Genomic DNA, 5769 nt, shown 5'->3' with positions numbered 1-5769 from the left:
GTTAATGAAATTAAGTTTCTTTACTAATGTATTTACTTATCATTTATCATTAACTCACTATGATAATGCAGAGACTAATACTAGATTTATGTTTGAAGGTCCTCATCAAAATAGATCTATTCAGCGTTTTGACTTTTCATTCTATGATAAATTTAGATTTGCAGTTAATATTGGAGCTCATATATACTCACTAACAATGTTTGATTGGCGTATGGTTATGCCAATGATGATTGTCCATAACTGGAATAATAATAGTGAAGATATAACACTTGCTAAAGGTGATGAGATTAATAATATCCTAGGTTTTGAGTTTGAATGGGTAATTAATAAGACATTTACACTTACTTCTCAAGTTGCTATAGACCAATTCCAACTTCCAGTTGAAAAAGGAAGTGTAGTTCCTTCTGCAAATGGTTTTATGGTTAATCTAAAGATGTTAAACCCAACAAAAAAAGGTGTTTTTGAGTCTTACGTAGAAGGTGTATATACAAACCCATATTTATATCTTAACTATAAAGAAAACCCAGGTGGTTCTCCAAACTACTGCTTAGATCATATTGCGGGCTATTACTGGTGGCAATGTGGAAAAGGTGAGTTGAACTACCTTGGACACTCTTTTGGTCCTGATACAATTGCTTTAGCAGTAGGAACATCTTTTACTTCTTTTGATAATTGGAAACTATCAGGGGATATATTATTTAAGATTCATGGCGAAAAGGGTATTGAGAAAACCTATTGGCCTAAGCAGAGTCAAACAAACAGAGATGTAAATAATCAAAATAAGTATAGTACTCCTACAGGAACACCTGAATATACATTACAAGTAGATATTGCTGGAGAGTATAAACTTACTTCATCTATTTCATTTAATGCATCATTAATGAATAGATGGCAGTGGAATTATCACAATAATTTAGGAGAAAGAAAATATAGTGCCCAAGGTTCCTTTGGCATTAAGTGGAGCATAATCTAATGAGAAAAAAAAGAATTTTATTAGTATTAATTATTGCTATCATATTTACTCTTCCTCTTTTTTCTGGAAACCAAAAGCTTTTTGATGCTTTTTCTCCAGAGTATAAGAGTGTAGTAAAACTTTGTAAGATAGCTGGAGTAGTTGGTCCGTCATCAGCAACACCAATAACTGCTGATGAGCTTAAGATGGCAATTGAGAGAATAGACGTTAGTAAGCTTGATAATAATCATAAAGCTATGCTTGATAGTGTTAATCAAAAGCTAAAATCTAATGATGATTTTTCCTATGATTTTGATATATCTGTTGCGCCACAAATATTCTATTCAAAAGACTTTGAGAAAATTGGATATAAAGATTTCTTTATTCCATTTAATGAACAAGATGCATTATTAAATCTTTCGTTAAAAGCTGAATATGGTGATACAGCTTTCTTTGAAACAGGCTATGATTTTATGAATAATGGGGCTGTAGGTATAGTAAGTGAGGGAATAGATAGCTATACGGTTCCTTCAGGTATTCCTTTGTCCTCTTTTGGTTTTATTTTAGATTACAGAAATGGTTCTATTACTGCATCATATCAAAGTGAGCATAAAATAAAAAACTATGTAGAGTTTCCTGCTCTTGCTCGTGGCGCTATTGGCGGAAAATGGATGAATGTTGTTGTCGGAAGAACAAGACAACAGATGGGTAGTAGTAGAACTGCTAACTTAGTAGTTGGTGATAACTATCGATTCCAAGAAGCAATGGATTTTACATTTTTTGCAAAGCCTTTTACTTATTCATTAAATCTTACTCATTTTGATAGTCAAAAAGAATCTGGTATAGTTGATAGAACTAGATACAGTGGTCCTAAGCAACAAATAAGAATAATGCATCGTTTCGATGCTGTTATTCAAAATACAATTAGAGCAGCAGTAAATCTTGGAAATATTAACTATGTAGATAATCCTTTTGATATTAGATATCTTATTCCTGTATTTATGTCTCACAACCTTTATAACTATGAAGAAGATTCTGTTATTACAAAAAACTATGATGAAGCAAATAATATTATGGGATTTGAATTTGAATATGTTCCTCTCCCTCGTTTAGAACTTCATATGCAAATTACAGTTGATCAATTTCAAACTATTTATGAAACAAATTCCACAGTTCCAAATGCAATTGGTGGTATGATTGGTGCTTCATACTTAAAGAGTTTTAATGATTTTGATGCAGATTTCTGGACTGAAGCAGTATATACTTCTCCTGTTTTATATTTGAATAATAAAAATATCAAGGTTGATGGTGCTGGCACAACTATAAAAGAATATAATTATGATTGGGCACTTGGATATTGGCGCCATGATACACAAGGAGATCTTGAGTGGTCTGGATATAAGGGTGGACCTGGAGTAACTGCACTTACACTTGGATGTGATTTTGATTTCTATAAAAAGGATATTGAACTCAAGTCAAATCTGACAATTAAAGTATCAAATGATAGGTCTTATACAGATATAAATATAGAACCTGTAAATAAAAAATATCTATATTTGCAATTTGATAACATTGTAAATTGGAATTACTCTAAGCACATTAGTTTATATGGTGGTTTAAGTGCTCAAGCAAGATGGGATTTTATGAATAACACACCATTTAGATTCCTACCTCAATGTGCATTTGGCTTCAAGTGGAGTATATAAAATAAAGCAGCCTCAATCGAGGCTGTTTTTTACAAGTTCTAAGGCAGCAATAATAGTCTTATCCATATCAAAGTAGCTATATAGAGCTAAACGACCACCAAGAAGAAGATTATCATCATTTTTAGCAAGCTCTCTATATTTATTATAGAGCTCTGTATTTACCTTATCGTTAATAGGGTAGTAAGGTTCACCAGTTTCAGAGTAATCAACAGGATATTCCTTACTAATATAGGTAACAGGAGAAGATGAGTTTTCAAAGTGTTTATGCTCAATAATTCTTGTATAAGGAACTTCACGTTCAGTGTAGTTTACAACAGCAACTCCTTGATGATTTTCCTCTTCTAAACGTTCAAGTTCAAACTTTTCACTTCGATATTGAAGGTTACCAAGTGAGTAATCAAAATAAGCATCAAGAGCACCAGTATAAAGAATTTTATTTGCAATCTTAGATAGCTCTTCTTTTTCTTTACAAAAGTCGGTATTAAGCCTTACTTCAATTCCATCTAATAGCTTTTCGATTATTTGAGTATAGCCACCAATAGGAATACCTTGATAGATATCATTAAAGTAGTTGTTATTATATGTATATCTAACAGGAAGGCGCTTAATAATCTCTGGTGGAAGCTCGGTACAAGAGCGTCCCCATTGCTTTTCAGTATAGCCTTTAATTAGCTTTTCATAGATATCTCTACCAACCAAGCTTATTGCTTGGTCTTCTAGATTTTCTATTTTTTTAACTTCTTTCCTTTGTTCACTAATAATCTTTTCTGCTTCTTGTGGTGTTCTAATACCCCACATCTTTGAAAAAGTATTCATATTAAAAGGAAGGTTATATAGTTCATCCTTATAGAAAGCGATAGGGGAATTTACAAAATTATTAAATGTTGCAAATTGATTAATATAATCCCAAGCTTCCTTATTAGAAGTATGGAAGATATGAGCACCATAGCGATGGATATTAATACCTTCTAATTCATAGGTATAAATATTTCCTCCAATGTGATCTCTTTTTTCAACAACTAAACACTTATAACCCTTCTTCTTTGCTTCGTGGGCAAAGACTGAACCAAATAATCCTGAACCAACGATTAAATAGTCGTACACCTGTTACCTCAGCTTTTCTTTGCAAGTTCTACTAGACTTAATGCTAGCTTATCTGCTCCATATTCTATTGGGATAGAGTCAAAATTCTTATCCATACTTTCTAATATTTGTGGATTATCAATACATTCTTTAATGATATCAAATTGCTTTTCTTGGTCTAAGTGAGCATTCCATCCAACATTATACTTTAATATATAATCAGCACTAGCCTTGACTGTATATACAAGCTCTGTGATAAGGAATGGTCTTCTTAAATAAAAAGCTTCTAATATGGTATTAATACCAGCTCTTCCAGCAATAATATCTGATGCAATTGCATAGGCATTAACTTTATCAGTAAAACCAATGATATGGACATGAATGTTTTTTGGCATCTTAGCACTAATTAATTTTAAATTTTCTTTTGTGGTTTCATTCATACCACCTAAGATAACAACTTGAATTTCCTTTTCAATATTTGCAAGAGACTTAAGTAAAGTATTAGTTCCTAAGCCTTCTCCTCCATAGTTAATTTGGAGTGTGAAAATATCTTCCTTGAGTCCTAAAATAGATCTTGCTTCTGCTTTACTTTTAATCTTATTTTCAGCACATGACTTTTGAAGTGGAAATGGTGATAGCTCTAACTTATTTTCATCTTCCCCTAAGTTCTTTACTATCTCAAGACCTTCTGATGTTGAAATATAGTATTTGGTAATCTTATTACATATTGTTGCAATAGGTGCTGAGAATACGTCTGTTGCATAGTATGTAACAGGAATATCAATTTTTAGTTTATCAAGCATTTCAGCAATAAATACTTCAGGGTATGGATGAGTTGTGAAAATTAAATCAGGGTTATAGTTTTTAATAGTTTTTTTAAAACTGTTTTTAGAAAAGAGCTTTAAAGCTTTAGTTGCAACCTCCATTCCATTTGAGTCTTGGTCGCTATGCTTTGAGAAATTGTTTTCTATCTTTGGAGAACGAAGCATTAATCTCCAAACTTTCTTATTAATTTTGCCTATCCATTTAATTTTGAATAAATCAAAGAATTCAATTAAGATTGCTTCATGACCTAAAGCAATAAGCTGTTCTTGAACTGCTTTTGCAGGTATGTAATGACCTTTTCCTCCATCAACATATACGCATAAAAAACGCATCAGTTCTCCTTGGGGCTTAATTACTGGTTTTCGTAACGGTTTGCTTTCTTTTCTCCGTCAACAACGTAAAAGCCTTGTTTCTTTTTTTCTATAAGTTCAAGATAAATGCTTTCAAATTGTTTTGCAATCTTTTTTCCGTCATACTTGTCTATAGACTTGAGTGCATTAGCACTCTTTTGATCTCTTTCTTCTTTGTGCGCAGCTACATACAAAATCTTATCAGCAAGATCAGAGTCGTTGCCACCTTCGAAATACCAACCAGAATCCTTATCAACTAATGCAGTCATATTAAATACATTTGCGCAAATTACAGGACATCCAGAACAAAGTGCTTCAATAACTGTTATTGCTTGGTTTTCGGAAAGGGAGGCAGTAATAAATGCAACAGACTTCCTTAGTACTCCGCTATCAACAAGAATATGGTTATCAATTAAGCCTGTAAAACAGATATTTTTATCTGTAAGTTCTAATTCTTCCACTAGGTCAATTAATTCTTTATGTGCTGGCCCTTGCCCTATTATTAAAAGCTTTAATTTAGAATTTTGTTTTACAGCTTTAGCAAATCCTTTTATTGTTACATCAATTGCCTTTTCAAAACCAAGTCTACAAACATAGATAAATGTATTATCGTCAAAGAAACCTTCCGGTATTTGTGGGATACTTTGTCCTGATGGAGTTCTCTTAAATCTCTCAATATCGATACCATTTGATACATATCTTACTTCAAGACCTGGAATATGTTCTCTAATGTTTTTACATGTCTCTTGGTTTGGTGCAGTTGCCATCCAAACTAGTCTAAAGAATGGTTCAAAGACAATTGGCCAAATTGGCTTTTGAGCAATGTTTGCAAGAGTCGTACTCTTTAATGCAT

General features: G+C 32.4%; 5 protein-coding genes. 2 read left to right on the top strand and 3 right to left on the bottom strand.

The annotated features are described in order from the left end of the window. Both SOY52_RS01570 and SOY52_RS01565 read left to right on the top strand, forming a co-directional pair. A partial coding sequence (locus SOY52_RS01570) for a hypothetical protein (protein ID WP_320847230.1) occupies nucleotides 1-973 on the top strand: 973 nt, incomplete at its 5' end. Then, nucleotides 973-2658 carry a hypothetical protein gene (locus tag SOY52_RS01565; RefSeq protein ID WP_320847229.1) on the top strand — a complete coding sequence of 562 codons (1686 nt, stop codon included), beginning with the start codon at nucleotides 973-975 and terminating at the stop codon, nucleotides 2656-2658. The genes SOY52_RS01570 and SOY52_RS01565, both read left to right, overlap by 1 nt. Before the next feature lie 12 nt (nucleotides 2659-2670). On the opposite strand, the gene glf is transcribed toward SOY52_RS01565, so the two are convergent. The 3 genes from glf to SOY52_RS01550 form a co-directional block, all read right to left on the bottom strand. Further along, a complete protein-coding gene (gene glf / locus SOY52_RS01560) occupies nucleotides 2671-3762 on the bottom strand; it encodes a UDP-galactopyranose mutase (RefSeq protein WP_320847228.1) in 1092 nt (363 codons plus the stop codon). An 8-nt stretch (nucleotides 3763-3770) separates the two neighbouring features. Continuing rightward, nucleotides 3771-4898: an MGDG synthase family glycosyltransferase gene (locus SOY52_RS01555; RefSeq protein WP_320847227.1), complete on the bottom strand. Its 1128-nt coding sequence runs from the start codon at nucleotides 4896-4898 to the stop codon at nucleotides 3771-3773. Nucleotides 4899-4918: 20 nt separating this feature from the next. Beyond that, nucleotides 4919-5769: glycosyltransferase (locus tag SOY52_RS01550; RefSeq protein ID WP_320847226.1), on the bottom strand; the 851-nt coding region annotated here is incomplete at its 5' end.

It is taken from the genome of Bullifex sp. (assembly GCF_034103065.1).
Lineage (GTDB): Bacteria > Spirochaetota > Spirochaetia > Sphaerochaetales > Sphaerochaetaceae > Bullifex.
Note: the sequence above shows the minus strand (reverse complement) of the source record. Positions and strands in the feature narration are given on the sequence as shown.